This window comes from Streptomyces sp. NPDC046985 (genome assembly GCF_040644415.1).
GTDB lineage: Bacteria > Actinomycetota > Actinomycetes > Streptomycetales > Streptomycetaceae > Streptomyces.
Genome location: NZ_JBEYWK010000003.1, coordinates 95,888 through 122,054, shown reverse-complemented (window position 1 = coordinate 122,054; position 26,167 = coordinate 95,888). Strand labels below are relative to the sequence as shown.

The window sequence follows — 26,167 nt, the reverse complement described above, 5'->3', positions numbered from 1 at the left end:
GGGAATCGCGGGTTCCGTGTGCCGCCTTCATCGTGTACAACAGGTCTACACCACTGAGTGGTGTAGACCACCACCCGATGGAGGACGTGATGAGCACCGCCACCGAGTCACCGACGGCGGCACCCGCGAAGAAGAAGCGGGGTTCGGGCCTGTTCCAAGGTTTGCAGAAGATCGGCCGGAGCCTCCAGCTTCCCATCGCCGTCCTCCCCGCGGCGGGCATCCTGCTGCGCCTGGGCCAGCCGGACGTGCACGACAAGCTGCACCTGCCGGACAAGGTGACCGCGGTGTTCGCCACGGCCGGCGGCGCCATCTTCGACAACCTGCCGATGCTGTTCTGCATAGGCGTCGCCATCGGCTTCGCCAAGAAGTCCGACGGCTCCACGGCGCTGGCCGGTCTGGTCGGCTTCCTGGTCTACAGCAACGTGCTCAAGGCGTTCCCGGTGACCGAGGCGAAGGTCCAGGCCGGCGCCGACGTGGCCGCGACCTACAACAACCCCGGCGTCCTCGGCGGCATCCTCATGGGCCTGCTCTCCGCGGTGCTGTGGCAGCGCTACCACCGCAAGAGGCTGGTGGACTGGCTCGGCTTCTTCAACGGCCGCCGTCTGGTGCCGATCATCATGGCCTTCGTCGGCACCGCGATGGGCGTGTTCTTCGGCCTGGTGTGGAAGCCGATCGGCGAGGGCATCTCCGACTTCGGCGAGTGGATCACCGGCCTGGGCGCCCTCGGCGCCGGTCTGTTCGGCCTGATCAACCGCGCGCTGATCCCGGTCGGCATGCACCAGTTCGTCAACACCGTCTCCTGGTTCCAGATCGGCGACTACACGAATTCGGCCGGGCAGGTCGTGCACGGCGACCTCAACCGCTTCTTCGCCGGCGACCCGACCGCCGGGCAGTTCATGTCCGGCTTCTTCCCGATCATGATGTTCGGCCTGCCGGCCGCCGCGCTCGCCATCGCGCACTCGGCTCGCCCGGAGCGCCGCAAGGCGGTCCTCGGCATGATGATCTCGCTCGCGCTGACCTCCTTCGTGACCGGGGTGACCGAGCCGATCGAGTTCTCCTTCATGTTCATCGCGCCGCTGCTGTACGCGATCCACGCGGTGCTGACCGCCGTCTCCATGGCGGTCACCTGGGCGCTGGGCGTGCACGCCGGCTTCACCTTCTCGGCCGGCTTCATCGACTACGCCCTGAACTGGGACCTGGCGACCAAGCCGTGGCTGATCATCCCGATCGGGCTGGTCTTCGCGGCCGTCTACTACGGCGTCTTCCGGTTCGCCATCGCCAGGTTCGACCTCCCGACCCCGGGCCGCGAACCCGAGGAGGAGGTCGAGGACCTCACCAAGGCGTGAGCCCTCCCCCGTGATCCGGCGAGGCCCCCGAGCACCTGGCTCGGGGGCCTCCTCGTGCCGCCGCGCGGCCCGGCCGCAGCGGCGCCGCGGCGGCCGCGGCGTCCTCAGATCTCGTACGTCGCTCCCGGCGCCGCCAGTTCCACCGGGCCGGTGTACGCCGCGCGGGCGTCGGCGAGGTTGATCTGCGGGTCGGTCCACGGCGGGATGTGGGTGAGGACCAGGCGGCGGGCCCCGGAGCGGGCGGCGGACTCCCCGGCCTCGCGGCCGTTGAGGTGCAGGTCGGGGATGTTCTCCTTGCCGTCCGTGAAGGCGGCCTCGCACAGGAACAGGTCGGCGTCGCGGGCCAGTTCGTCCAGGGCCTCGCTGACGCCGGTGTCGCCCGAGTACGTCAGGACGGCGCCGCCGTGCTCGACGCGGATCGCGTACGCCTCCACCGGGTGGGCCACCCGCTCGGTGTGCACGGTGAACGGGCCGATCTCGAAGACGCCCGGCTTGACCGTGTGGAAGTCGAAGACCTCGCTCATCGACGAGGCGGTGGGGGTGTCGGCGTAGGCGGTGGTGAGCCGGTGCTCGGCGCCCTCGGGTCCGTAGACCGGCAGGGCCGGGCAGCGGCCTCCGTCGTGCCGGTAGTAACGGGCGACGAAGTAGGCGCACATGTCGATGCAGTGGTCGGCGTGCAGATGGCTCAGGAAGATCGCGTCGAGGTCGTAGAGACCGCAGTGGCGCTGCAACTCGCCCAGGGCGCCGTTGCCCATGTCGAGGAGCAGCCGGAAGCCGTCGGCCTCTACGAGGTAGCTCGAACAGGCCGATTCCGCGGACGGGAACGACCCCGAGCAGCCGACGACGGTGAGCTTCATGGAGCAGAAACCTCCGTTGGCGTGATGGATACGGATGGTGACGGGGGTCGTGCGGTCCGTCGAGCGTACGGCGCACGGCGACCGGTCGCTCCTCCCGCACGGGCCGTTGTGGGCGAACTCACCTGTGGCGTCACCGGTTCGGCTGGACGTGGGGCGCACGAGGTACGCGAGAGGGCGCGCATGGACGGTCGCGCGCCGGTAACGTCATCCCTATGGATACCTCCTGGTGGCTGGCGCTCGCCGCGGTGGTGCTGCTCGCCCTCGTCGCCACGCTGGTGGACGGGTGGGGCCGGGGCCGCCGCCCGGCGAGGCGCAGGACGCGGCCGCCGGGCCGTCCGCCGGGCCGTCCGGGGGGCCGGGCCGCCGCCCGTCCGCGGCCCGCGGAGATCTGGTGGGCCAACGTCCCCTACGAGGAGGGCGACGGGTCGAAGGACCGGCCCTGCCTGGTGCTCTCCGTGCGCGGCCGGCGCGCCCGGGTCGCGAAGATCACCAGCAGGTACCACGACGAGCGGGCCGGGGTGATCCCGCTGCCGCCCGGCTCGGTGGGGGACGCGCAGGGGCGGACCAGCTTCCTGGAGACCGACGAGGTGCGGGAGGTGCCGGTGTGGGACTTCCGGCGCCGGGTGGGGGTCGTGGACCCGGTGCTCTGGGACCAGGTGCGCTACCTGGCCGGTTGAGCCGCCCGGCGCCGCGCGGATCACGGCCGGGCTGCCACCCGCACCGAGACCGTCCACGCCTGGAGGGCCATGCAGGAGACCCGGCCGGGCTTGGAGGCGCACAGCGGACGGGACGAGGTCAGCACGGCCGCGCCGGGCGAGACGGCGGTGTAGGCGGCGAGCGCGTCGCCCGGCAGGATCACGATGCCCGCGTCGGCGCCCTTGAGCACGTGGCCGCTGGTCCTGACCGGGGCCCACGGGCGGTCCTTGGCGCCGCCGAGGTCCACGCGCAGCGAACCGCCGACGGTCAGGCACACGGTGCGGCCGGAGTCGGCGACGCCGAGCTGGATGTGGCCGGTGCAGCGGGAGGGCTTCGCGGCCGACGCGGAGGCGGACGCCGAGCCCGATGCGGAAGAGGGGGGCGACGACGGGGACGCGGGGCGGGTCGGCGTGGGCGAGGCGGGCGCGGGGGTGGCCGCCGGAGCTGACGCCGAGGAGGACCCGGCTCCGGAACCGGACTTGCCGTCGCTCTGCGCGCCGCATCCGGCGGCGAGCAGGACCGCCGCCGCGGCGGCGGTGGCGACGGCGGTGGGGTGGAGCGTCGTACGGCGCATGGGGCGTCTGCCTCTCTGCTGATCTGTCGATCGCCTGACTGCCGTGCTGGGCGTCCCGGGTCCGGGCGCTCAGTGCCCTGACGCCGATGAGACGTTTCTCCAGCACATCAGGATCCCCTCCCCCGCGCACGCCGGAACCCCGGCCGGCGCCTGTGCGCCGACCGGGGTTCCGGTGCGGGTGAGCCGGGCCGATCAGCGGGTCGTCAGGGCGGTGTCGTCCACGACGAAGCTGCTCTGAAGGGAGGAGTCCTCGACTCCGCTGAACTTCAGGGTGACCGTCGAGCCCGCGAAGGAGGACAGGTCGAAGGTCTTCTGGCTGTAGCCCGCGGCCGCGTTCAGGTTGGAGTAGGTGGCCAGGGTCGTCGAGTTGGCGCTCACCGTCAGCTTGTCGTATTGGCTGGTGGTGGAGGTCTCGGCCGTGTCGACGTGCAGGTAGAAGGTGAGCGTGGCCTTGCAGCCGGAGGGGACGGTCACCGACTGGGTCACCGTGTCGGTGTGCGCGCTGCCGTAGCCGTCGAGCCACGCCTTGTAGGTTCCGCCGTGTGCGGCCTCGCCGGTGTCGTTGGTGATGACGCCGCCGGAGGCGGTCCAGGCGGTGTTGCCGGACTCGAAGCCGGGGTTGGCGAGAAGCTGGGCGGCGGTGCAGGTGCCGCCGCCGCCGACCGTCCACGTGAACGAGGTCGCGCCGGAGGCGCCGGTGGAGTCCTTGGCGGTGACCGTGACCTGGTAGGTCCCCGCGGTGGACGCCGTGCCGGAGATCAGGCCGCTCGAGGCGTTGACGGACAGTCCGGCCGGAAGACCGGAGGCGCTGTAGGTGAGAGCAGCGCCCGCGCTGTCCGTGGCGCGGATCTGGAGGCTGACCGAGCCGCCGGCAGCGGTGGACTGGTTGCCGGGGTTGGTGACGCTGACGGTGTTGCCCGAGCCGCCGCCCGCGGTGAAGGCGGTGGTCCCGTTCGGGGTGCCCCAGCCGGTCGGGCCGTCGTAGCCGGCGCCCGCCTTGCAGAAGTAGGCGGTGGAGCAGGAGCCGTTGGAGCCGCTGGTCACGTCGTACAGGTTGCCGGTGTGGCTGTAGGGGTACTTCGCCGGGTAGTCGGAGGCGCCCGGGGCGCCCGCGAGGGCGTAGACGCCGGCGATGATCGGCGCGGCGGCGCTGGTGCCGCCGTAGACCGCCCAGCCGGAGCCGCCGTAGGTGTCGTAGACCGCCACGCCGGTGGCCGGGTCGGCGACCGCGGAGACGTCGGCCTCCATGCGCTTGCCGCAGCCGGTGTCGGTCTGCCAGCTCGGCTTGGGGTCGTACGCGGAGCAGCCGGAGCCGGTGCCCTCGGTCGAGCTGGTGCTCCACACCGACTCGGTCCAGCCGCGGGAGTTGGAGGAGGTGTTCAGCGCGGTGCCGCCGACGGCGGTGACGTACTGAGAGGTCGCCGGGTACTCGGCGCCGTAGCCGGAGTCGCCCGCGGAGACGGTGATGGCGACGCCCGGGTGCTTGAAGTACTGGGTGTCCTCGCTGGTCTGGCCGGAGGACTCGCCGCCGCCCCAACTGTTGGAGACGACCTTGGCGCCGAGCGAGACGGCCTCGTTCTCGGCGATGCCGAGGTCGGTGTCGTTGGCGGAGTTGGCCTCGACCAGGACGATGGAGCAGTTCGGGCAGACCGCGCTGACCATGTCGAGGTCCAGCGCCTCTTCACCGGCCCAGCCGGTGTCGTTGGTCGGCAGCGAGGTGGTCGAGCCGGTCTGGCTGACCTGCTTGAAGCAGCCGTTGGCCTTGGTGCAGGCGGACAGGCCGTACTGGGAGCGGTAGGTGCCCAGGTCCGCTTCGGCGTTGGGGTCGTTGAAGGCGTCGACCACGGCGACCGTCAGGCCGGAACCGCCCGTGCTGGGCAGCTTGTAGGCGCTGTGCAGGTTGGCCGGGGACAGGCCGGAGGGCGTGGCGGCGGCGAGGGCCGCGGCGAGCTGCTGCTTGATGTCGGTGCGGCGCTCGGCGAAGCAAGACGCCTTTCCGCGGGGGGCGGTGGCGCACAGGCGCTGGGTGGGGACCTTCTGGCCGGCCGTGCCGGTGGAGTGGAAGGTCTGGCGCTCGGGGGCGGTCAGGGCCTGCGCGTTCTGCGCGGACGGGGAGGGTCCGTCCGCGACGGCGGACGCCGCGGCTCCGGCCGCCGGGGCCGCCGTGAGACCGGCGACGGTGAGGGCGAGAGAGGGAAGGGCGACGGCGAGGAGTCTTCGCAGGCTCCGTCTGCGCTCGCTCGGGCGTGACTCACGCATGGGGTACTGCCTCCGTCGGGAAGTGGGGTTTCGTCCTGGGTGGGCAGGCCCGTGACGCGCGTTGCGGCGGCGAGACCGCGCAGTCATGAGCATGACACTTGTGCTCCTCTGATGCTGTGGGGCCAGACATCACAGGGCGCGGGAGGAACTTAGCCCCGGCCTCGGCGGACCGGCAGTAGCACACGCGCTTCTTTGCCACGCCATTGAACGAGATTGGCCCCCTCGTGAAAGAGGGGGCCGATGCGCGCGGAAAGAAAACGGGGAGCGGCGCCCCCGATCGGGTCACGGCGAGCGGCGCGGGCGCGCGAACCGGACGGAGTGCGAGCGGCGGGGGCTCGCGGATCGGCCGGCACACGGGCGGCACGGGCCCGCGGACCGGACGGCACGGGCCCGCGGACCGGCCGACGTACGAGCGGCGTGAGTCGCGCCGGAGCGCGGGCGCGGGCCCGCGAGAGCCGCCCGTCGTCGCGGGCGCACCGCGCGCCGCGCCCGCACGCGGACGCGAGCCCGGGGCCGAGCACCCGGCTACGGGCCGGGCGGCCCGACGCGGACGCTGAGCCCGGGTGCGCGGGCCGGGCGGCGGGGAGCCGGGGCCGGGGCAGCCGGGGGCGGCGCGGCCGGCCGGGTCCCGGCGTCGGCCGGGAGTCCGCGCGGCGGCCGGGAGGGCGGGGCGCCCCGGGAGGGCGGGGCGCTCGGCTGAGGGGGCTCAGGCCCAGAGTTGGCCGTGGAGGGCCTCGACGGCCTCCTCGGTGGTGGCCGCGGTGTAGACGCCGGTGGAGAGGTACTTCCAGCCGCCGTCGGCGACGACGAACACGATGTCGGCGCTCTCGCCCGCCGTGACCGCCTTGGCGCCGACGCCGAGCGCGGCGTGCAGGACCGCGCCCGTCGAGACGCCCGCGAAGACGCCCTCCTGCTGGAGCAGTTCCCGCGTGCGGGCGACCGCGTCGGCGGAGCCGACCGAGAAGCGGGAGGTGAGCACGGAGGCGTCGTACAGCTCGGGGACGAAGCCCTCGTCGAGGTTGCGCAGGCCGTAGACCAGGTCGTCGTAGCGCGGCTCGGCCGCGACGATCCTGACGTCCGGCTTGTGCTCGCGCAGGTAGCGGCCGACGCCCATCAGGGTGCCGGTGGTGCCGAGCCCCGCCACGAAGTGGGTGACGGAGGGCAGGTCCGCGAGGATCTCCGGGCCGGTGGTGGCGTAGTGCGCGCCGGCGTTGTCCGGGTTGCCGTACTGGTAGAGCATCACCCAGTCGGGGTGCGCGGCGGCGTGCTCCTTGGCCACGCGCACGGCCGTGTTGGAGCCGCCCGCGGCCGGGGAGGAGATGATCTCCGCTCCCCACATGGCGAGCAGGTCCCGGCGCTCCTGCGAGGTGTTCTCGGGCATCACGCACACCATGCGGTAGCCCTTGAGCTTGGCCGCCATGGCGAGCGAGATGCCGGTGTTGCCGGAGGTGGGCTCCAGGATCGTGCAGCCGGGAGTCAGCCGGCCGTCCTTCTCCGCCTGCTCGACCATGTGCAGGGCGGGGCGGTCCTTGACGGAGCCGGTCGGATTGCGGTCCTCCAGCTTCGCCCAGATCCGGACGTCCTCGGACGGCGAGAGCCGCGGCAGGCGCACCAGCGGGGTGTTGCCCACCGCGGCGAGCGGGGAGTCGTAGCGCATCGCTGCTCAGCGGCCGATCAGCGCATGCCGCCGGCCACGGCCGGCAGGATCGTCACGTTGTCGCCGTCGGCGAGCTTGGTGGAGATGCCGTCCAGGAAGCGGACGTCCTCGTCGTTGAGGTAGACGTTGACGAACCGGCGGAGCTGGTCGCCGTCCACGATGCGGGCCTGGACGCCCGGGTGGCGGGTCTCCAGGTCGGCGAACAGCTCGGCGAGGGTCTCCCCGGCGCCCTCCACCGTCTTCTGGCCGTCGGTGTAGGTACGGAGGATGGTCGGGATGCGGACCTCGATGGCCATGGGTGCGGGCTCCTGTCAGGAAGGTTCGTCGAAGGTGGGGCACGCGGCGGCGCCCCGCGGCTCACGGCCGTGCGGCGGCAGGGGTCGTCAACAGAGGGCGCTGTCGAGCCTGCACAGGTCGACGTGCAGCCGCGCCACGAGCAGCGTGCCCGGCGTCTCGTCGCTCACGTCGTGGAGAACCATGGGCTCATCGTATCGATTCCCCCTCCGGCCTCCCGTATGTGATCTCACGCCTCGGACGGCTGGTGACCGCACGCCGGGACGGCGGCGCCCCGGCGGCGTCAGTACGCCTCCACCACCTTGACGTCCTCCTCCGTGACCTGGCCCTCCACGATGCGGAACGAGCGGAACTGGAACGGCCCGGCGCCGTCGGCGTCCGCGGTGGAGACCAGCACGTAGTGCGCGCCGGGCTCGTTGGCGTAGGAGACGTCCGTGCGCGAGGGGTAGGCCTCGGTGGCCGTGTGCGAGTGGTAGACGATCGCCGGCTCCTCGTCGCGGTCGTCCATCTCGCGGTAGAGCCGGAGCAGGTCCTGGGAGTCGAACTCGTAGAAGGTGGGCGAGCGGGCCGCGTTCAGCATGGGGATGAACCGCTCGGGGCGGTCGGCGCCCGTCGGTCCGGCGACCACGCCGCACGCCTCGTCGGGGTGGTCCGCGCGGGCGTGCGCGACGATCTGGTCGTAGAGCGACTGGGTGAGGGTCAGCATGGGGCTCAGAATAGACAGAGGGGCCGTTCCGTACCGAGGGATGGTACGGAACGGCCCACATGCCGGACGCCCCGCTCTCGCCGGGCGTCCGGGCCGGGAGGCCGCCGGGGTCAGCCGACCTTCTCCGGCTGCGGCGCGCGGCGCTCGGCGACCTCGGGGTCGCGGGCCTTGAGGACCGCCCAGCCGACGGCGAGGGCGGCGGCCCACACCGCCATCACGTACAGGCAGATCCGGGAGTCGGCGTCGTAGGCGATCAGTCCGGTGACGAAGAGCAGGAACGCGATGGCGACGTACGAGCACACCGCGCCGCCCGGCGCCGGGAAGGAGGAGGCGGGCAGCCGGCCCGCGTCCACCGCCCTGCGGTACCGCACGTGGCTGACCAGGATCATCAGCCAGGTCCAGATGCCGGCCGCGGTGGCGACCGAGGTGACGTAGCCGAACGCCTTCTCCGGGACGACGTAGTTCAGCACCACGCCGATGGCCGTGAAGGCGACCGACACGGTGATGCCGAGCGCCGGCGTCTTGCTGGCGGACAGCCTGCCGAACGCCCGGGGCGCCTCCCTGTTGTCGGCGAGGGTGCGCAGCATGCGGCCGGTAGAGTACATGCCGGAGTTGCAGGAGGACAGCGCCGCGGTGAGCACCACGAAGTTGACGATGCCCGCGCCTGCCGGGATGCCGATGACCGCGAACGCCTTCACGAAGGGGCTCACCCCGGCCGCGAACTGGGTCCACTTCACCACGCAGAGGATCACGGTGAGGGCGCCGACGTAGAAGAGGGCGATGCGCCAGGGCAGCGTGTTGATCGCCTTGGGCAGGGTCTTCTCCGGGTCCTCGGACTCGCCCGCGGTGACGCCGACCAGCTCCACGGCCAGGTAGGCGAACATGACGCCCTGGAGGGTCATCAGCGAGGAGCCGACGCCCTGGGGGAAGAAGCCGTCGAACCGCCACAGGTTGGCGACCGAGGCGGTGTCGCCGGCCTGGCTGAAGCCGAAGGTGAGCACGCCCAGACCGATGACGATCATGCCGATGAGCGCGGTGACCTTCACCATCGAGAACCAGAACTCGATCTCGCCGAACAGCTTCACCGAGATCAGGTTGGCCGTGAACAGGACGACCAGGAAGACCAGCGCCGTCGCCCACTGCGGGACGGACGGGAACCAGTAGTGGACGTAGATCGCGGCGGCCGTCAGCTCGGCCATGCCGGTCACCACCCACATCAGCCAGTACGTCCAGCCGGTGAAGTAGCCGAAGAACGGGCCGAGGAACTCGCGGGAGTACTCCGCGAAGGAGCCCGAGACCGGGCGGTACAGGAGCAGCTCGCCGAGCGCCCGCATGATGAAGAAGATGACGACGCCGGCCAGGGCGTACATGACGATGAGGCTGGGGCCCGCCTTGGCGATGTTCGCCCCGGCGCCCAGGAACAGGCCGACGCCGACGGCGCCGCCGATGGCGATCATCTGGACCTGACGGCTGCCGAGTCCTCGCTCGTACCCCTCCTCGGGGGCGTCGGCGCCCTGGGGAGGGGTCTCGGTGACCTTCGGAGAGGTCATGTCGTGTGCGCCTTTCTCCACGCCGGTCCGGGCCGCTGGCGGCCTCGGACCGGATCTCGGTCCCCCCGGACAGAAAGAAAGGGAGTGTGTGCCGGGCGGCAGGCCGCCGCTGCGGTGACACGATCGCTTCCCGGACCTGAGCGCCCGCTGGGCGAACGCGCGACCAGGGCACACCGCTGCGATCAGTGCAAAAAGGAGAATAACCGGGCAGAAGCGTGAGGACCGGGCGGGAGCGCGGAATTCAGGGCAGGAGCGTGGAGATCAGGGTCTCCTGGAGGCCGCCCAGCCACAGGTACGCCATCACCATGGGCTTGCGCGGGTCCTCGTCCGGCAGCGTGTACAGCTCGTCGGCTTCGTCCTCGGCGTCGATCTCCAGCCGGGACCCGATGGCCAGGCGCAGATCGTTCAGGGCGCCCAGCCAGCGCCGGGACTCCTGCGGCGACAGCTTCAGCACGGCCCCGCCCTCGCCCTGCGGCGACAGCTCGTTGAGCGAGTGCACCACCGCCAGCGCGTTCTCCCGCTTTCCGGCGCGCAGGTCGTTCTCGGTGTAGCGGCGGAACTCGGCGGAGTGGGAGCGCCGCTCGGCGGCCTCCCGCCCGTCGCCCTGCGGCTGGTCGGGGCCGCCGTAGGCGTCCGGGAAGAGCCGCCGGAGCACCGGGTCGGAGGGCGGCTCGCTCGGCCCCTCGGCGAACAGCTCGGCCAGCGGGTCGGCGGCGGCGTCCTCGGCCGGTCCCGGCCCGATCAGCTCCAGGAGCTGCACGGCCAGCGAGCGGATGATGGAGATCTCGACGTCGTCGAGGGCGACGGCCGCGCCGCCGCCGGGGAGCGGTTCGAAGGTTCCTGGCATGGAGGGGGTTCGCTGCTTCCGGTCGGTCCGGGCTGTTCCTGCTGGCGGCTGCCGCTGCCCGCGGCTGCTACTTGCGGTCCTGCTGGAGGGTGGCCCACAGCCCGTAGCCGTGCATGGCCTGCACGTCCCGTTCCATCTCCTCGCGCGATCCGCTGGAGACGACCGCCCGGCCCTTGTGGTGGACGTCCATCATGAGCTTGGTGGCCTTGTCCTTGGAGTAGCCGAAGTAGCTCTGGAAGACGTACGTCACATAGCTCATGAGATTGACGGGATCGTTGTGGACGATCGTCACCCAGGGGACGTCGGGCTCGGGTACGGCGAAGACCTCTTGCGCCGACTCGGTCTTCTCGATCTCGATGGGTGCGGCTGCCGTCACAGGGCCCATGCTGCCACTACCTGGGGGCGGGAACACAAACAGGCGTGGTGCGGGCCGCGTGGCGGCCCCGGCGGCGCCCCCGACGGCGCCCTCGGCGGCCCACGACGGAACCGTCGGCGCCCCCCGCGGAACCTTTATTCGTCAGACTGACGAAATGGGAGTACGATTCCTGGCCGTGCCGCAAGGCGACCGGGGGCTGCCCCGGTCCCCCGGCGTGTCCGGGGCGCCGGGGGACCGGGGCGTCGCGGATTCGAAGCGGTTCCAAGCTGTTCGAAGCTAGGAGAGGTGTGGTGGACGTGGCGGACTTTGGCCTGCCGGTGGACGTTCCCTCGACGGCGCTCTTCACCGATCACTACGAGCTGACCATGCTCCAGGCCGCGCTGAAGGCGGGCACGGCGGAGCGGCGCTGCGTCTTCGAGGTGTTCACCCGGCGGCTGCCCGAAGGCCGCCGGTACGGGGTGCTGGCCGGGACCGGCCGGGTGCTGGACGCGGTGGAGAACTTCCGCTTCGAGCCGGCCGTCCTCGGCTATCTGCGCGAGCACCGGGTGGTGGACGAGGCGACCCTCCAGTGGCTGGCCGGCTACCGGTTCCGCGGGGACGTCTGGGGCTACCCCGAGGGCGAGGTGTACTTCCCCGGCTCGCCGGTCATGCGGGTGGAGGGGTCCTTCGGCGAGTGCGTGCTGCTGGAGACCGTGATCCTGTCGATCCTCAACCACGACTCCGCCATCGCGGCCGCCGCCTCCCGGATGTCCTCGGCCGCCGGGGACCGGCCGCTGATCGAGATGGGCGCACGGCGCACCCACGAGCTGGCCGCCGTCGCCGCCTCGCGCGCCGCCTACGTCGGCGGCTTCGCCTCCACCTCCGACCTGGCTGCCGGCTTCCGCTACGGCATCCCCACCGTCGGCACCTCCGCCCACGCCTTCACCCTGCTGCACGACCGCGAGCGGGACGCCTTCCAGGCGCAGGTGGAGTCCCTCGGCCGGGGCACCACGCTGCTGGTGGACACCTACGACGTCGCCGAGGCCGTCCGCGCCGCCGTGGAGGTCGCCGGACCGGAGCTGGGCGCGGTGCGCATCGACTCCGGGGACCTGCTGCTGGTCGCGCACCGGGTGCGCCAGCAGCTCGACGAGCTGGGCGCCCGCGACACGCGGATCGTGGTGACCTCGGACCTCGACGAGTACGCCATCGCCTCGCTGGCGGCGGCGCCGGTGGACGCCTACGGCGTCGGCACCCAGCTCGTCACCGGCTCCGGGCACCCCACCTGCTCGATGGTCTACAAGCTGGTCGCCCGCGCCGAGTCCGCCGACCTGGCGGCCCCGCTGACGCCGGTGGCGAAGAAGGCCAGCGGCGGCAAGACCTCGGTCGGCGGCCGCAAGTGGGCCGCGCGCCGGCTGGACGCGGACGGCGCCGCGCGGACCGAGGTGGTCGGCACCGGCCCGGTGCCCCCCGATCTGGCCGGCCGGCAACTGCTGGTCGAGCTGGTCAGGGACGGCAAGGCGGTCGGCCGGGAGCCGCTGGACGCAGTCCGGGACCGGCACGCCGCCGCCCGCGCCAATCTGCCGTTGTCGGCGACGCAGCTCTCCCGAGGGGAACCCGTCCTTCCGACGGAGTACGTCCACGGGCCTTCGGGTAGCTAAAGCGGGTGCCCGCTTCCCGCCAGCCCGTCCCGCCCACGACGCCCCCCTCCCCCTGATCGCCAGAGCCGAAGGACACCGTCATGCGTCGCGCCTTGATCGTCGTCGATGTGCAGAACGACTTCTGCGAGGGGGGCAGCCTCGCGGTGGCCGGCGGCGCGGACGTCGCCGCCGCGATCACCGAGCTGATCGGGCAGGCTCCCGCCGGGTACCGGCACGTGGCGGCCACCCGCGACTGCCACGTCGCGCCCGGCGGGCACTTCGCCGACCAGCCCGACTACGTCCACTCCTGGCCCGCGCACTGCGTGGCGGGCACCGAGGGGGTGGGCTTCCACCCGAACTTCGCGCCCGCCGTCGCCTCCGGCGCGGTCGACGCGGTGTTCGACAAGGGCGCCTACGCGGCGGCGTACAGCGGCTTCGAGGGCGCCGACGAGAACGGCGTGTCGCTGGCCGAGTGGCTGCGCGCCCGGCACGTCGAGGAGGTGGACGTGGTCGGCATCGCCACCGACCACTGTGTGCGCGCCACCGCCCTGGACGCCGCGCGGGAGGGCTTTCGCACCCAGGTCCTGCTGGACCTGACCGCCGGAGTGGCCGCGCAGACCACCGAGCGGGCGCTGGAGGAGCTGCGCCGGGCGGGCGTCGCGCTGACCGGCGAGCCCGCAGTCGGCTGACCGGCGAGCCCGTGGTCGCCTGACCGGCGGCTAGGCAGGGGCCGGGGCAGGCGGGCGGAGCAGGGTTCTGATCGGCTGCCACAGCTCGGGCGGCCCGAGCGGCGCCCCGGCGGCGCGGTCGGCGGCCTCGGGCGCGGTGCGCCATATCAGGCCGTCGGGGTGGTGCAGCACCGCGGTGATCTCGTCCGGGGTGGGCGGTGCGTCGTTGCCCCGCAGGTAGACCGCGCGCAGGCCCAGGTTGCGCAGCCGGGTCAGGGCGCGGGACCGGTTGACCGCGTGGACGAGCACGCGGACGCCGCCGCGGCCGTCGGGGGCCGGGCTGGGCAGGTTCAAGGCCACCACGACGGTGCCGTTCGGCAGCTTGCTGAAACCTCCTGTGGCCATGCGGTCACTTCCCCGTTCCGGTCGAGGGCTCTGCGGGTGTCAATAAGAGAGCCACAGCAGGCACCTAAACACGATCGGCGGCGACCCGCCAGGGGGTCGCCGCCGAAATGCTTCTGACCTGCGCTTTTTGCCGCTACTTCACCGCGGGTCCGACTTCCAGCTCGATCGTGGAGCCGTCGCGGGCCTCCTTGGTGATCTTGATCTTGGTGTTGGTGTCAGTGACCTTGACCCCGGCCGCCGGGTTCGAGGCGTCCCAGTAGGAGCTGGTGTGGTCGTTGAAGACCGGCGTCCCGGGCGACGACTTGATCACGGTCGCCGCGTCCGCCTTGTGCAGGGTGATGCCGTCGGTGCGGAAGGTGCTGAACGGCGAGTCGTAGGACTGGATGCGGTTGCGCATCGGCGTGCCGTCGGACCACTTGAGCACGTTCGGGTGCGAGTCGACCGGGAGGATCAGACCGGCGCCCGCGTGCGCGCTGGTGTTGTCGTCCGCCTGGGAGGTGTCCCACTTCCAGATCAGCAGGCCGTTCTGGTACGGGTAGTGCTCCACCCAGTCGGGGCGCGCGGCCGAACCGAAGTTGTACGGGCCGGTCTTGAGCGTGCTGTCGTACGAGGCGTACTGGCGGTTCTCGGCGAGGTAGTACTGCGCGTAGTCCTTGGTGAAGGACGCGCCGATGCGGGAGAAGCCGTCGGCGGTCCAGGCCGGGTCGGCGCTCTCGGCGTCGTCGGCGAACACGGCCGCGCCGTCGGCGGTCACCGTGATCTCGTCGGCCGCGAAGCCCTTCTGCGCCACGCCGCCGTCCGTCTGGTAGCGGAAGCGGAGCTGGATCTTCTGCCCGGCGTAGGCGTCCAGCGGGTACGCCAGCTTCTGGTAGCCGTCGGCCGTGCCGGTCAGGACCGGCGTGCCGCTGGAGTCGCGCGGGATCGGCTGCCCGTCCGCCGTGCCGTCCAGGGCGGTCCAGTGGGCGCCGCCGTCGGCGGACGCCTCGGTGTAGAGGAAGTCGTAGCCGGACTCGATGTCGTACCAGCCGTCCAGGGTGAGGGCGGCCGACTTCTTGCCGGTGAGGTCCACGGACCGGGTCAGCGTGTTCTTCAGGTCATTGCCGCTGCCGCTCCACCACTGGGCGCTGCCCTGCGCCGGGGTGACGACGGCGGTGGTGACCGCCTTGTCGGGCAGCGAGACCACCACGGCCTGACGGTACTTGGTGTTGTACTCGGCCAGGCCCAGCTTGTGCCAGGACCGCACGCCCGCCTTGGCCGCGTCGAAGTCCAGCCAGCCCAGTTGGAGCTTGTCCCAGGCGTTCATGTCGCCGGGCAGGTCACCGATGGCGTTCTCGCCGCGGCCGAGCCAGGAGCCGGAGGACATCAGCGTCCAGAAGCCGGTGGAGTTCTCGCCGCCGGCGGTGTCGTACTCGTCGGGCAGGCCGAGGTCGTGGCCGTACTCGTGGGCGTAGACGCCGAGTCCGCCGTTCTCCGGCTGGATGGTGTAGTCGCCGACCCAGACGCCGGTGTCCCCGATCTGCGCGCCGCCGAGCTTGTTCTGCGCCGGGCCGGTGGACCCGGCGTCGGTGCCGAAGGCGTACCAGCGGTGTGCCCAGATCGCGTCCTTGCCCTGGACGCCGCCGCCCGCGGACTCGTCCTCGCCGGCGTGCACGATCTGGAAGTGGTCGATGTAGCCGTCGGGCTCGTTGAAGTCGCCGTCGCCGTCGTAGTCGTAGCGGTCCCACTGGTCGTACTGCGCCAGGTCCGCCTTGACGGCCGCGTCGGACTCGCCGGCCGCCTTCCGCTGGGCGACCCAGGCGTTGACGCCGTCGCTGACGACGTTCCACACGCTCGGGCAGTTGGTGGAGCCGCACGCGTCGTTGCCGTAACGGGCCTCGTTGTAGGGCACCTTGACCCAGTTGGAGACCTCGCCGTCGACCGAGTAGCGGCCCGAGGACTGCTTCTCGTAGTACTTCTTGACCGACTCGGTTTTCTTGGCGGTGCCGAAGTACAGGTCTTGGTAGTGCTTCTGGTCGTAGTCCTTCTGCCAGGCCGTGGAGTTGTCCTTCGCACGGTCCGGCGCGGCTATCTGGTTGTGCAGGGGGCCGGCGGTCCCGCCGTACTTCGGGTCCGCCTCATCGCCGAACTCGACCAGGATGGTGAAGATCTTGTCGGTCTTCTCCCGGCCCAGTTCCACGTACTTGGTGTCGCCCCTGCGGCCGGTGAGCGGGACGACCTTGGAGCCGTCGCGCTCCTGCACGTGGGCCTTGCCCGCGATGACCTGCTTCAGGGCCTCCTGCCGCTGGGCCTGCTGGGTCCGGCTCAACGGACCGTCGAGGTCGTGCGGTTGCTGCCCGACCGGCTGCGGATCGTGCCGGTGCACGGCAGCGGCGGCGCCGCCCTCGGCGGCCGCCTCCGCGACGGCGAACGTCGAGAACGCGGCGGTGGCCGCCGTGAGCGCCGCGGTGATCGCGACGGCTCTGAACGTCCAGGGTCTCGTATGCACTTGATTCCTCCCCTGACGCGTCGTGCGCACGGAGGCGAGGAGCTGAGGCCACGAGAGGGTCCGCGCGCGAGGAACGCGTGTTGTCAAGTGACGACATTTGACTGGAGGTTTACGAAAAAAGACAGATCTTGACTTGGACAGGTCAAGTGCGTTATGTGAAGCGGGTGTTCGCTTTACGAACAGTCGACCAAGTCGCCGAGGGTGACGTGATCCGCGTGGTCGGCGCGGTCGTTGGAGTCGGCGCCGTAGGCGGATTCGGCGCGGTCGGCAGGCCGCCGGGCCCGGGGGCGACGGCGCGTGCGGCCGTCCACGGGGCGGGCGGCGTGACTCCGTGCGCCCCTCATGCCCCTGCACCGTGGGTTAGGTCACGCTTACCAATCGTTCCCCTGGGGCATGGAGGGGATTAAAGTCGCTGGGCGGAACGTCCGGAAGCCGGCGGAGAACCAGGCCGTCACCCCGTCTCGCCCCCGAATCTTCCGAGGACACGATTGCCATGCCTCGTCCGACCGCCGCACAGCTCGCCTATGGTTCCTGCACCGTCGTCCTCTCGACGCTCGCCATGCTGCTGCTGTCGCAGACGAGTTCGGGCGTCGGCGTCGCCATCGTCGCCCTCGCGGCGCTCGCGCTGGGACTCCTGGTCGCCACCACTGTGCCGCTGCCGGGGACCCGCGCGTCAGCCGCCCGCGCGACCGCTGCCGAGCCCGCGCAGGCCGGTCCGCCCGGCCGGACCGGGCAGCGCGCTCCCGAGACCGGTCCGGCCGGCCGGGCGACGGCGCCCGAGGCGAGGGAGCCGGTCTCCGCGGGCGTGCGCGACGGCCGCGGCCGCTCGGCGCGGACCACCTGACGGAGGCGCGGACCGCGCCGCCGGGCACGGTCTCCGTCGCCCGGCCGCGGTCAGCGCTCTCGGCCCTCGCAGCCCCTCGGCTCAGGCCCTCGCAGCCCCTCAGTCCCTCAGTCCCTCAGCCCCGGGTGCTCACCACCACCGTCTTGGCCGCCTTGTCGTCCAGGCCCTGCCGGTAGGGACGGTCGAAGAAGCTCCACCCGCCGCAGACCGCCAGCCAGAGGCAGGCGCAGCAGAACCAGAACGGGATCCACAGCACCGCCGCGCGCACCAGGGAGGTCGCGAAGGAGGGCGTGGCGCCGTCGCTGAGGTCGGCCACGCGCAGGTGCAGCCACTTCTTGCCGAGGGTCTGGCCGTTGCGGGCGGTCAGGACGGTGTCGTAGGCGAGGTAGAGCACCAGGCCGACCGCCGACTGGCCGAGGGACTTGCCGACCTCGACCTGATCGGCGTTCATCGTGTACTCGTTGACCCGCAGCGCCCAGGTGACCAGCCACACCACGATCCCCACCAGGATCAGGTCGACGATCCGCGCCAGGACCCGCTTGCCGCTGTCCGCGAGCGGGGGCATGCCGGCGAGCGGGTCCCCGGGGTGCGGGCCGCCGCCGTAAGGGCCGCCGCCGTAGGGACCGCCGCCGTAAGGGCCGCCGCCGTAGGGACCGCCGCCGGGCGGCCCGGCGCCGTAGCCGCCCGCGCCGTGGCCGCCCGCGTCGTGGCCGCCTCCGTCGTGGGGGCCGTCGCCGTAGCCGCCACCGCCTTGAGGGCCCTCGCCGTACGGGTCGCCGCCGGGAGGCGGGGATCCGGCGCCCGGGGGCGGTGGGGCGCCCGGGGGCGGGGCGGCGCCGTGGGGCGGTTCGGTGCTCATGCGCCGAGTCGAACCCGAACGCGCACGGCCCGCATCCGGCGCGCAGCCGTACGGTGGACGCCGAGCGCGTCTCCTCCGCCATGCCGGTCACCCGGCCACGACGGCGCGCGCCGCCTTGCCTCACCCCGCCACGAAGGTGCGCGCCGCCTTGTCGTGCCAGCACTGGCGCCACGGGCGGTCGAACAGGCACCACAGGACGCCGACGAGGCCGACGCCGAGCAGGCCGGGCACGCTGTAGACCAGCCAGCGGCGCAGCGCCGGGCCGAAGGACGGCGGCTCGTGGGCCTCGATGTCGCGCACCTGCACCCCGCACAGCCGCTTGCCCAGGGTGCGGCCCCACTTCGCGGTGGGCAGCGCCTCGTAGACCACCCCGAAGAGCAGGAGGACGGCGAGGACGGCGCCGAGGTACGTCCCCGTCGTGCCGTCCAGCAGCCAGACGGTGACCGTGTGACCGGAGAGCCGGGCCGCGTCGATCTTCTCGTCGACGTGGTCGACGGCCTTCGCGCCCAGCGGTACGGCCGCGACGGCGGTGACGCCCGCGAGGACGGCCGTGTCGACGAGGCGGGCGGCGAGCCGCCTGCCGAGCCGCGCGGGCCGGGCCGCGGCCTGTCGGCGCGCGGCGGCCTGGAACGGGTCCTCGACCGGCGGCTTCCAGGGCGCGACGGGCTGCTGCTCCTCTCCTGCGCCCGCGAGCCGGTGCACCTGCTGCGCCCAGGAGGACTGGCCGCCGCCGGGTCCGCCGGTCAGCGGAGCGGGAACGGAACCGGGGGCGGATCCGGGGGCGAGGTCGGCGGAAGGCGGCTGAGGGGCGCCGGATTGCCGGGGCAGGGAGGGGGCGGCCGGCGCGGCGGCGGAAGCCTGGGCAGGGGCGGCGGCGGACGGGGCGGAACCGTGGGGAGAGCCGTGCGCCGGGGCGGCGCCGGAGCCGAAAGCCGGGGCGGGGTCAAGTGCCGGAGCCTGACCGTGCGCTGAGACCTGACCGTGTGCCGGAGCTTGGCCGCGTGGCGGGGCCTGACCGTGCGCTGGCGCCTGACCGTGCGCCGGAGCCTGGCCGTGCGCCGAGACCTGACCGTGTTCCGGAGCTTGGCCGCGTGCTGGCACCTGACCGTATGCCGGGGCTTGGCCCTGTGCCGGGGCGCCCTGAGCGTCCGCCGGGTCGTGCGCTGAAGCGGGGCCCTGTCTTTGGGCCGGTGGCTGCCCCTGGCCTTGGCCTGGCCCGTACCCGTGCGGGGGTCCCGCCGGGTGGTACGGCGGGGCGGCCGACGCGCGGGCCGCCGCCTGACCGGCGGCGAAGCCGGGGCCGCTGGCGGGAGCGCCGGCGCGGCCGGTTCCCGCCGAGGCCTCGGCCGCGCCGCGTGCGGCGGCCGCTGGTGACGGCGCCCCCGGGGCGGGCGCCGGGGGCGGACCGTCCGCGCGGCCGGGCCGCGGGTCCCCCGCGTGCACCGGCCCGAACGCCGGGGCGGCGCCGCCGTCGGGCCAGGGGCCGCCGGGGCCCGGGACGCCGGGCGCGGGCGGGCGCTGCGGCGCGCCGCCGGGCCTGTCGGCACCGCCCGGGGTGGGACGCCGGAACATGAAGCTGTCACCGGACCCGGCGGCCGGGCCCGCGCCCTCGGCGGGACGGCCCGTGGCGCCGTCGTCGCCCGCGGACCGGGCGGCGGGCGGCTCGGCGCCGCGGCCCAGGCGCGGGTCGGCGGCCGCCGAGCCGGGTGCGCCCCAGGAGGCGCGGCGGTCGTGGTCGCCGCCGAAGCCGGACTGGCGCCCGGCGTCGGCGCCCCAGGCCGACGCCGGTTCCGCGCGGGCGCGGGGGTCCCCCTCGCCCGCCGGGACCGGTCGGTCGAGCGGGTCCTCGTCGAAGAAGTGCGGACCCGTCTCCTCGACCGCGGGCGCCGCGGCGGCGGGACGCACGCCGGGCGGCGGACTGAGCGGCTCGCCGTCGACCGGCGCCGGGCGGCTGGTGCCCGGCGCCCAGGCGGCGCCGTTCCAGTACCGGACGTATCCGGGGATGGACGGGTCCGGGTAGTACCCCTCGCGGGGCCTGTCGTCACCTGGTGTCGGGGTTGGGGCGCTCATGTCCGTCGTCCCGTATCTGCTCGGAGGTCGTCTTGAGGGCCTCCACATCTATCAGACCGGCGCCCCCGACACCGGCGGTCCGGCCGGACCCAATCCTTTCCGGGCAACCTCGTGCAGGTACCCGTACTAACCGCTCATCCGCAAAAGGGCGGACGGCGCCACGGGGCGTCTCCCGCGGGCGCGCGAAGAAAGTTCCGCCGACCCGCGTAATGCCCGGGGGCGTCCCGCCTCTCCTCTCGTGCGGATCCGCTCCGGGATCCGTACTGAAGGACGCCGGCCGCCCCGCACGGGGAGGCGGCGCGAGCGAGCACGACCGAGAACGCACGAGCGCGAGCGAGAGGGACGCAGGGGACATGGAGCACATCGTGGTGGAATGCGAGCTGGAGCTGAGACTGATCCTTTCGCCGGAGCGGGCGGTGCCGGTGGCGGCCCGGCTCTCCTACCGCGCCGACGACCCGTACGCCGTGCACGTCGGCTTCCACGTCGACTCCGCGAGCCCGGTGCACTGGACCTTCGCCCGGGAGCTGCTGGTGGAGGGGGTCTTCCGGCCCTGCGGGCACGGGGACGTGCGCGTGTGGCCGTCGCGGGCGAACGGCAGCGGCGTCGTGCTGATGGCGCTGACCTCGCCCGGCGGCGAGGCGCTGCTGGAGGCGCCGGCCGCTCAGGTCTCGGCGTGGCTGGAGCGCACCCTGCGCGCGGTGCCGCCGGGCAGTGAGGCCGACCGGCTCGGCATGGACGCGGGCCTGGCCGGGCTGCTCGCCCGGTGACGGCCGCGTCGGGGGACGCGTCCGGGCGGGGCGCGGTGCGGTCCCCGCCCGGCCGCCCTCGCCCAGCGGCCCTCGCCTGACGGCCGGACGCGGCGCCGGGACCGCCCGCCGGGAGGCGGGACACCGCGCCCGGGAGTCAGAGCGGCTCGCCCGGAGGCCGGGACACCGTGCCCTGGGGTCAGAACAACTTGCCCGGAGGCCGGGACACCGCGCCGTGGGGTCGGAACAGCTTGCCCGGAAGCCGGGACACCGCGCCCTGGAGTCAGAACAGCTTGCCCGGGTTGAGGATGCCCAGGGGGTCGAAGACCTGCTTGACCGCCCGCTGCATCTCGACGCCGACCGGTCCCAGCTCGCGGGCCAGCCACTCCTTCTTCAGCACGCCCACGCCGTGCTCGCCGGTGATGGTCCCGCCGAGCCGCAGACCGAGGTCCATGATCTCGTCGAAGGACTCCCGGGCGCGCCGGGACTCGTCGGGGTCCTGCGCGTCGAAGCAGACGACGGGGTGCGTGTTGCCGTCGCCGGCGTGCGCGCAGACCCCGATGGTGAGCCGGTGCTTCTCGGCGATCCGCTCGGTCCCCTCCAGCATGTCGCCGAGCCGGGAGCGCGGGACGCACACGTCGTCGACCATCGTCGTGCCCTTGACCGCCTCCAGCGCGGTCAGCGACAACCGCCGCGCCTGGAGCAGCAGTTCGGACTCGGCGGCGTCGTCGGCGGGCACGACCTGCGTGGCGCCGGCCGCCTCGCACAGCGCGGCCACGGCGGCGAGGTCGTCGGCCGGCGCCGGGGTGTCGAAGGCGGCGAGCAGCAGCGCCTCGGTGGTCTCCGGCAGGCCCATGCGGGCGAGGGAGTTGACGGCCTTGACGGTGGTGCGGTCCATGAGTTCGAGCAGGGACGGCACATGGCCGCCCGCCATGATCCGGCAGACGGCGTCGCAGGCGGCGGCCGCGGAGGCGAACTCGGCGGCGAGGACCAGTTGCTGCGGCGGCCGCGGCCTGAGCGCCAGGACCGCCCGGACGATGACGCCGAGCGACCCCTCGGAGCCGACGAAGAGGCGGGTGAGGTCGTATCCGGCGACGCCCTTGGCGGTGCGGCGGCCGGTGGACATCAGGCGCCCGTCGGCGAGCACCACGTCCAGGCCGAGCACGTACTCGGCGGTCACCCCGTACTTCACGCAGCACAGGCCGCCGGAGGCGGTGCCGATGTTGCCGCCGATGGTGCACGTCTCCCAGCTAGAGGGGTCCGGCGGGTAGTACAGGCCGTGCTCGCCGACCGCGCGGGAGAGCGCGGCGTTGACGACGCCCGGCTCGACGACCGCGATCCGGTCGACCGGGCTGATCTCCAGGATCGCGTCCATCTTCGTCAGGGACAGCACGACGCAGCCGTCGACGGCGTTGGCCGCGCCGGACAGGCCGGTGCGGGCGCCCTGCGGGACGACCGGCACGCGCAGTTCGGAGGCGACCCGCAGGACGTGCTGGACCTGCTCCACCGTGCGCGGCAGGACGACGACGGCCGGGGCGCCGGACGGGCAGAAGCTCGCCATGTCGTGGGCGTAGGAGGCCGTGACGTCGGCGTCGGTGTGCACCGCCTCGGCCGGCAGGCCCGCCAGGAGCCGGCCGACGAGGTCGCCCCGGGGGGCCGCGCCCTCTTCGGGCGGTGCTTCGATTCGGCTCATGATCACAGCCTCGCACTCGGGGCCATCGGTGTGAACCCCATGGACCGCCGCGCTGGGCCCACCGGGTGGCGGCGGCTCGCGCGGGACCCGCTGTCGCACAGTGTGCGCCATGGAGAAGCCCCAGCCCAGTCCGGCCGCCGCCCCGATGACCGCGCCGCGGCGACGGCGGTCGCGTCCGCTGCTCCTGCTGCTCGCGCTGACCGTGGCGGCGGGCGCGCTCGGCGCGGTGTGGCTGACGCTGTCGGCGCGGCGTGCCCCGGCCGTGCCGGTCCGCCCGGCGCCCGGCCCGCCCCGGGCGGCGGTCGCGCTGAGCGCGCTGACGTCCGGGGCGCCGGCCGCGCTGCCGGAGCTGACGGCGGTGATCGGCGACCGGCGGCGGTTCACGCGGGCGCATCCGGGCGACGCGCTGGCGTGGGCGCAGCTCGGGGCGGCCTACGTCGAGCGGGGGCGGCGCGTGGACGCGGCGGACTTCCCGGCCGCCGAGGAGGCGCTGCGGACCTCGCTGCGGCTGCGGCCGCGGGACAACGCGGACGCGCTGACCGGGCTGGCCGAGCTGGCGGACCAGCGGCGGGACTTCCCCGAGGGGCGGGCGCGGGGCGAGGAGGCGCTGAAGCTGGCGCCGGGCCGGCCGGCGGCGTACGGGGCGCTGATCGACGCCTGCGCCGGGCTAGGCGACCAGAAGGCGGCCCAGAGCACCCTGGAGAAGCTGCTGCGGCTGCCCCACTCCCCCGCCGTGCGGGCGCGGACGGCGGCCGTCTACTGGGACCGGGGCTGGCGCGAGGACGCGGCGGTCGAGCTGTCGGACGCGGCGGCCGCCGCTACCGCGCCCGCGGAACGGGCCGCCTATCTGGCGCGGTACGGGCGGATGGCGTGGGAGCGCGGCGACTTCCCCGCGTCGCTGCGGTCCTTCGACGAGGCGCTGCGCCTCGACCGCGACCAGCCCGACGCGCTCGCCGGGCGCGCCCGGACGCTGGCCTCGCTCGGACGGACCGGGCAGGCGCTGGACGCCTACCGGCGCGCGCTCGCCGCCCGGCCCGCCCCCGAGACGCTGCTGGAACTGGGCGAGCTGCTGGAGTCGCTGGGCCGGGCGGCACAGGCGAGGACGCAGTACGGCCTGCTGCGTACGCGGGTGAGCCAGGACGCCGTGGCCGGGGTCGACGGCGAGCTGGTGCTCGGCCGGCTGGAGGCGGACCACGGCGACGCCGGGTCGGCGGTGCGGCGGCTGCGCGCGGAGTGGAAGCGGCAGCCGGGGACCGCGGTGGCCGACGCGCTGGGGTGGGCGCTGCACCGGACTGGGAACGACGAGGAGGCGCTGACGTTCGCCACGACGGCGACCGAGGAGACCAAGGGGGGCGGGGCACCCGTCGCGCTGTACACGTACCACCGGGGGGCGATCGAGGCCGCCCTGGGCGCGCCGGGGGCGGCCAGGCGGCATCTTCAGGAGGCGCTGCGCACCGACCCGGCCTTCTCCCCGCTGTGGGCGCCGCGGGCGCGGGCGGCGCTGGCCGCGCTGGGCGAGCCGTCGCCGGCCGACGCCCCGGCGGGCGTCAAGCTGGCCGCCGGGGCCGCGCCGCGGCCGTCGTAGGACGGGCCGTCGGCGCGGCTCCTGCACTGGCGCGGATCACGCGCGTCCTTGAGAGTGCACGTCCTAGGGTGCACGTCCTTGGGCCGACCTAGGCCGACGCGGCTCGGCTCAGCTCGGCTCGGCTCGGACAGGACGCCTACAGGTTGCCGCGGCGCTCCTGCTCGCGCTCGATCGCCTCGAACAGGGCCCGGAAGTTGCCCTTGCCGAAGCCCATGGAGCCGTGCCGCTCGATGAGTTCGAAGAACACGGTCGGGCGGTCCTGGACCGGCTTGGTGAAGATCTGCAACAGGTAGCCGTCCTCGTCGCGGTCGGCCAGGATCTTCAGCTCGCGCAGGGTGTCCAGGGGCACCCGGGTGTCGCCGACCCACTCGCCGAGGGTGTCGTAGTACGTGTCGGGGGTGTCGAGGAACTCGACGCCGGCCTCGCTCATGGTGCGCACGGTCTGCACGATGTCGTTGGTGTTCAGCGCGATGTGCTGGACGCCGGCGCCGCCGTAGAACTCCAGGTACTCGTCGATCTGGGACTTCTTCTTGGCGACGGCGGGCTCGTTGATCGGGAACTTGACCTTGAGGGTGCCGTCGGCGACCACCTTCGACATCAGCGCGCTGTACTCGGTGGCGATGTCGTCGCCCACGAACTCCTTCATGTTCGTGAAGCCCATGACCTTGTTGTAGAACTCCACCCACTCGTTCATCCGGCCGAGTTCGACGTTGCCGACGCAGTGGTCGACGGCCTGGAAGGTGCGCTGGGCGGGCGGCGCGACGAGGGGCGCGGCGGCCTCGTAGCCCGGCAGGTAGGGGCCGTCGTAGCCGGAGCGCTCGACGAGGGTGTGGCGGGTCTCGCCATAGGTGGCGACGGCGGCGAGGACGACCGTGCCGTGCGCGTCCTTCGTCTCGTGCGGCTCGGCCAGCGGGCGGGCGCCGTGCTCGACGGCGTAGGCGAACGCGGCGCGGGCGTCGGGGACCTCGATGGCGAGGTCGACGACGCCGTCGCCGTGCTCGGCCACGTGCTGGGCGAGGAAGCGGCCCCAGTCGGTGGCGGGCTTGACGACCGAGGTGAACACGAACCGGGCGGAGCCGCTTTCGAGGACGTAGCTCGCGGTCTCGCGGGCGCCGTTCTCCGGTCCCCGGTAGGCGACCAGCCGCATGCCGAAGGCGGTGGAGTAGTAGTGCGCCGCCTGCTTGGCGTTGCCCACGGCGAAGACGATCGCGTCCATTCCCTTGACCGGGAAGGGGTCGGCCTGGCGGGCGGTGGCCTCGGTTGCGTGCTCTGTGGTCTGCGTCATGGCGGAAGGGTCGCCCGGACCCGCAAGGTGCGCAATAGTCCGCGCTTTCACTGGGCAAGGTGACCAGTGAACACCCCGCAAGGGCGGACCTCGTGTACAGGATGACCATCCCGGAGGGCGGAGCCGTGGCGATCGATCGACTGGACGGCCGCATCATCGTGCTGCTGGCGCGCGAGCCGCGCGTCGGCGTGCTGGAGATGTCCCGGCGGCTCGGCGTCGCCCGGGGCACCGTGCAGGCGCGGCTGGACCGCCTCCAGTCCCACGGCGTGATACGCGGCTTCGGCCCGCAGGTGGACCCCGCGGCGCTCGGCTATCCGGTGACGGCCTTCGCCACGCTCCAGATCCGGCAGGGCCAGGGCCCGGACGTGCGGGAGCACCTGGCCTCCGTGCCGGAGGTGCTGGAGCTGCACACCACCACCGGCACCGGCGACATGCTGTGCAGGCTGGTGGCCCGTTCGAACGCCGACCTCCAGCGCGTGATCGACCGGGTGGTCGCCATCGAGGGCATCGTCCGCGCCTCCACGGCCATCGTGATGGAGAACCCGGTGCCGCTGCGGGTCATCCCGCTGGTGGAGCAAGCGGCCCAGGACCACGACGACGACCGCGAACGGGGCTGAATCCGGGGGCGGTCACCCGTCGAGCGCGCGGCGCCGATGTGGGGGGCCCGCGTCTGGGGAGTGGCGCCGGGGGCCGGAGTCTGGGGAGCGGCGCCGGGCGCGCCGGGGTCTGGGGAGCGGCGCCGGGGGGCG

General features: G+C 73.4%; 25 protein-coding genes. 8 read left to right on the top strand and 17 right to left on the bottom strand.

The features are described from left to right. Positions 1-89 precede the first annotated feature (89 nt). Complete coding sequence (locus ABZ861_RS05095; RefSeq protein ID WP_361623897.1) at positions 90-1,346, top strand: PTS transporter subunit EIIC; 1,257 nt, start codon at positions 90-92, stop codon at positions 1,344-1,346. Between the two features lie 104 nt (positions 1,347-1,450). On the opposite strand, the gene ABZ861_RS05090 is transcribed toward ABZ861_RS05095, so the two are convergent. Further along, the gene (locus tag ABZ861_RS05090) at positions 1,451-2,203 is read right to left on the bottom strand and encodes an MBL fold metallo-hydrolase (RefSeq protein WP_361623894.1); all 753 of its coding nucleotides are present in this window, start codon (positions 2,201-2,203) and stop codon (positions 1,451-1,453) included. A gap of 212 nt (positions 2,204-2,415) precedes the next feature. Here ABZ861_RS05090 and ABZ861_RS05085 point away from each other — a divergent pair, with 212 nt between their 5' ends. Beyond that, complete coding sequence (locus ABZ861_RS05085; RefSeq protein ID WP_361623891.1) at positions 2,416-2,880, top strand: type II toxin-antitoxin system PemK/MazF family toxin; 465 nt, start codon at positions 2,416-2,418, stop codon at positions 2,878-2,880. A 20-nt stretch (positions 2,881-2,900) separates the two neighbouring features. On the opposite strand, the gene ABZ861_RS05080 is transcribed toward ABZ861_RS05085, so the two are convergent. The 9 genes from ABZ861_RS05080 to clpS form a co-directional block, all read right to left on the bottom strand. Continuing rightward, the gene (locus ABZ861_RS05080; RefSeq protein ID WP_361623888.1) at positions 2,901-3,473 is read right to left on the bottom strand and encodes a hypothetical protein; all 573 of its coding nucleotides are present in this window, start codon (positions 3,471-3,473) and stop codon (positions 2,901-2,903) included. A 192-nt stretch (positions 3,474-3,665) separates the two neighbouring features. Continuing rightward, the gene (locus ABZ861_RS05075; RefSeq protein ID WP_361623885.1) at positions 3,666-5,732 is read right to left on the bottom strand and encodes a putative Ig domain-containing protein; all 2,067 of its coding nucleotides are present in this window, start codon (positions 5,730-5,732) and stop codon (positions 3,666-3,668) included. Positions 5,733-6,438: 706 nt separating this feature from the next. Continuing rightward, positions 6,439-7,389, bottom strand: coding sequence for a cysteine synthase (locus ABZ861_RS05070; RefSeq protein WP_361623882.1), 951 nt, complete (start codon positions 7,387-7,389; stop codon positions 6,439-6,441). 17 nt (positions 7,390-7,406) lie between these two features. Next, positions 7,407-7,685 carry a MoaD/ThiS family protein gene (locus ABZ861_RS05065; RefSeq protein WP_361623879.1) on the bottom strand — a complete coding sequence of 93 codons (279 nt, stop codon included), beginning with the start codon at positions 7,683-7,685 and terminating at the stop codon, positions 7,407-7,409. 87 nt (positions 7,686-7,772) lie between these two features. After that, on the bottom strand, positions 7,773-7,868 hold the full coding sequence (locus tag ABZ861_RS05060; protein WP_361623876.1) for a putative leader peptide: 96 nt from the start codon (positions 7,866-7,868) through the stop codon (positions 7,773-7,775). A 98-nt stretch (positions 7,869-7,966) separates the two neighbouring features. Next, positions 7,967-8,389 carry a M67 family metallopeptidase gene (locus ABZ861_RS05055; protein ID WP_361623873.1) on the bottom strand — a complete coding sequence of 141 codons (423 nt, stop codon included), beginning with the start codon at positions 8,387-8,389 and terminating at the stop codon, positions 7,967-7,969. A 110-nt stretch (positions 8,390-8,499) separates the two neighbouring features. Next, a complete protein-coding gene (locus ABZ861_RS05050; protein WP_361623870.1) occupies positions 8,500-9,939 on the bottom strand; it encodes an amino acid permease in 1,440 nt (479 codons plus the stop codon). 241 nt (positions 9,940-10,180) lie between these two features. Beyond that, positions 10,181-10,786 carry a DUF2017 domain-containing protein gene (locus ABZ861_RS05045; RefSeq protein ID WP_361623867.1) on the bottom strand — a complete coding sequence of 202 codons (606 nt, stop codon included), beginning with the start codon at positions 10,784-10,786 and terminating at the stop codon, positions 10,181-10,183. Between the two features lie 67 nt (positions 10,787-10,853). Then, positions 10,854-11,171: an ATP-dependent Clp protease adapter ClpS gene (gene clpS, locus ABZ861_RS05040; RefSeq protein ID WP_361623864.1), complete on the bottom strand. Its 318-nt coding sequence runs from the start codon at positions 11,169-11,171 to the stop codon at positions 10,854-10,856. 281 nt (positions 11,172-11,452) lie between these two features. Here clpS and ABZ861_RS05035 point away from each other — a divergent pair, with 281 nt between their 5' ends. Beyond that, positions 11,453-12,799, top strand: a complete 1,347-nt coding sequence (locus ABZ861_RS05035) for a nicotinate phosphoribosyltransferase (protein ID WP_361623861.1) — start codon at positions 11,453-11,455, stop codon at positions 12,797-12,799. A gap of 80 nt (positions 12,800-12,879) precedes the next feature. Next, complete coding sequence (locus ABZ861_RS05030; protein ID WP_361623858.1) at positions 12,880-13,467, top strand: isochorismatase family protein; 588 nt, start codon at positions 12,880-12,882, stop codon at positions 13,465-13,467. A gap of 30 nt (positions 13,468-13,497) precedes the next feature. Here ABZ861_RS05030 and ABZ861_RS05025 read toward each other — a convergent pair whose 3' ends face one another. The 3 genes from ABZ861_RS05025 to ABZ861_RS05015 form a co-directional block, all read right to left on the bottom strand. Next, positions 13,498-13,851 carry a hypothetical protein gene (locus ABZ861_RS05025; protein WP_361623855.1) on the bottom strand — a complete coding sequence of 118 codons (354 nt, stop codon included), beginning with the start codon at positions 13,849-13,851 and terminating at the stop codon, positions 13,498-13,500. Between the two features lie 133 nt (positions 13,852-13,984). After that, on the bottom strand, positions 13,985-16,336 hold the full coding sequence (locus ABZ861_RS05020; protein WP_361623852.1) for an immune inhibitor A domain-containing protein: 2,352 nt from the start codon (positions 16,334-16,336) through the stop codon (positions 13,985-13,987). A gap of 173 nt (positions 16,337-16,509) precedes the next feature. Then, a complete protein-coding gene (locus ABZ861_RS05015; protein WP_361623849.1) occupies positions 16,510-16,680 on the bottom strand; it encodes a hypothetical protein in 171 nt (56 codons plus the stop codon). Positions 16,681-16,829: 149 nt separating this feature from the next. Here ABZ861_RS05015 and ABZ861_RS05010 point away from each other — a divergent pair, with 149 nt between their 5' ends. Next, complete coding sequence (locus ABZ861_RS05010) at positions 16,830-17,180, top strand: hypothetical protein (RefSeq protein WP_361623847.1); 351 nt, start codon at positions 16,830-16,832, stop codon at positions 17,178-17,180. Between the two features lie 115 nt (positions 17,181-17,295). Here ABZ861_RS05010 and ABZ861_RS05005 read toward each other — a convergent pair whose 3' ends face one another. Beyond that, positions 17,296-18,039 carry an RDD family protein gene (locus tag ABZ861_RS05005; protein WP_361623845.1) on the bottom strand — a complete coding sequence of 248 codons (744 nt, stop codon included), beginning with the start codon at positions 18,037-18,039 and terminating at the stop codon, positions 17,296-17,298. Positions 18,040-18,159: 120 nt separating this feature from the next. Next, entirely contained in the window at positions 18,160-20,109 is a 1,950-nt protein-coding gene (locus ABZ861_RS05000; protein WP_361623842.1) for an RDD family protein, read from the bottom strand. A 353-nt stretch (positions 20,110-20,462) separates the two neighbouring features. On the opposite strand from ABZ861_RS05000, the gene ABZ861_RS04995 reads away from it, so the two are divergent. Beyond that, complete coding sequence (locus ABZ861_RS04995; protein ID WP_361623839.1) at positions 20,463-20,876, top strand: SsgA family sporulation/cell division regulator; 414 nt, start codon at positions 20,463-20,465, stop codon at positions 20,874-20,876. Between the two features lie 262 nt (positions 20,877-21,138). Here the strand turns inward: ABZ861_RS04995 and ABZ861_RS04990 are convergent, their stop codons facing one another. Beyond that, a complete protein-coding gene (locus ABZ861_RS04990) occupies positions 21,139-22,554 on the bottom strand; it encodes an FAD-linked oxidase C-terminal domain-containing protein (RefSeq protein WP_361623836.1) in 1,416 nt (471 codons plus the stop codon). Positions 22,555-22,657: 103 nt separating this feature from the next. On the opposite strand from ABZ861_RS04990, the gene ABZ861_RS04985 reads away from it, so the two are divergent. Next, positions 22,658-24,133 (top strand): tetratricopeptide repeat protein, encoded by a 1,476-nt coding sequence (locus ABZ861_RS04985; RefSeq protein ID WP_361623833.1) that lies wholly within the window; start codon positions 22,658-22,660, stop codon positions 24,131-24,133. 136 nt (positions 24,134-24,269) lie between these two features. On the opposite strand, the gene hppD is transcribed toward ABZ861_RS04985, so the two are convergent. Then, positions 24,270-25,418, bottom strand: a complete 1,149-nt coding sequence (gene hppD, locus ABZ861_RS04980) for a 4-hydroxyphenylpyruvate dioxygenase (RefSeq protein ID WP_361623830.1) — start codon at positions 25,416-25,418, stop codon at positions 24,270-24,272. Positions 25,419-25,543: 125 nt separating this feature from the next. Here hppD and ABZ861_RS04975 point away from each other — a divergent pair, with 125 nt between their 5' ends. Beyond that, positions 25,544-26,035, top strand: coding sequence for an Lrp/AsnC family transcriptional regulator (locus ABZ861_RS04975; protein WP_361623827.1), 492 nt, complete (start codon positions 25,544-25,546; stop codon positions 26,033-26,035). The last annotated feature ends 132 nt before the right edge of the window (positions 26,036-26,167 follow it).